General features: G+C 64.8%; 2 protein-coding genes. Both read right to left on the bottom strand.

What is annotated here, in order from left to right; all coding sequences use genetic code 11:
- A partial coding sequence (locus ACYPYD_RS16400) for an ectoine synthase (protein WP_459664227.1) occupies positions 1 to 397 on the bottom strand: 397 nt, incomplete at its 3' end.
- Between the two features lie 31 nt (positions 398 to 428).
- Positions 429 to 1,058: aminotransferase class III-fold pyridoxal phosphate-dependent enzyme (locus ACYPYD_RS16405; RefSeq protein WP_459664229.1), on the bottom strand; the 630-nt coding region annotated here is incomplete at its 5' end.

Genomic DNA, 1,058 nt, shown 5'->3' on the forward strand with positions numbered 1-1,058 from the left:
CGAGCGCGGGTTCGCTGGTGTCGGCGGGGTAGGCACCGTTCTCGTCATGGACCTCGCGCCCCGTCACCGGCGGGTTGAAGACGCAGGCGCACACGATGTCCTGCACCGGGCGCACGATGTGCTTGTCGTTGGCGTTGAGCGCATACATCACGCCTGGCTTCAGTTCATGCGTCAGGCCGGTGCCGAGGTCTTCTATGGTGCCCTCGCCCTGCATGACCAGCACGGCTTCCAGATGGTTCTGGTAATGCATGTGCAGTTCCTCGCCCGCGAACATCCTGGTGACGTGGAACGAGAAGCCCATCTTGTCGTCCTTGAGCAGCAGGCGGTCGGAGTACCAGCCATTGGATTCGACGTGACGGTCGGACTTGCGGATGTCGTTGAGATTGCGAACGATCATTTGGCTATTCCTTTGAATTTGGAGGGAGTGTTCAGGCGGCCACGCCAATTTTCGGCAGCGCCCGCTTCACCGGGGCGATCGCGGCTGCGACCGCCTCTTCCAGAATGTCGAGCCCGGCTTCGAGCACCGCATCCTCGATGGTCAGCGGGGCCAGTACCTTGACGATCTCGTCATGCGCGCCGCTGGTCTCGATGATCAGGCCCTCGTCGAAGCAGGCCGACGTGATCTGCGATGCGACCTCGCCGCTGCCGACGTTGATGCCGCGCATCATGCCGCGCCCGCGTGTGGTCAGGCCATGGCGCTCGGCCATGCGTTCAAGCCGCCGTTCGAGGATGCCGCCGCGCCGTGCCACCGCGTCGGTGAAGGCCGGATCGGCCCAGAACTCGCGCAAGGCGGCAGTGGCGGTGACGAAAGCGTGGTTGTTGCCACGGAACGTGCCGTTGTGCTCGCCGGGGCTCCAGACGTCGAGGTCGGGGCGCAGCAGCGTCAGCGCGAAGGGCAGGCCCATGCCTGAAAGCGACTTTGCCAGCGTAACAATGTCGGGCGTGAAGCCCATGCCCTCGAAGCTGAAGAACCCGCCGGTGCGCCCGCAGCCTGCTTGAATGTCGTCGACGATCATCAGCGCGCCGTGCTTCTCTGCCAGCGCGGCGATGCGGCGCAG

The organism is Novosphingobium sp. 11B (genome assembly GCF_054589055.1).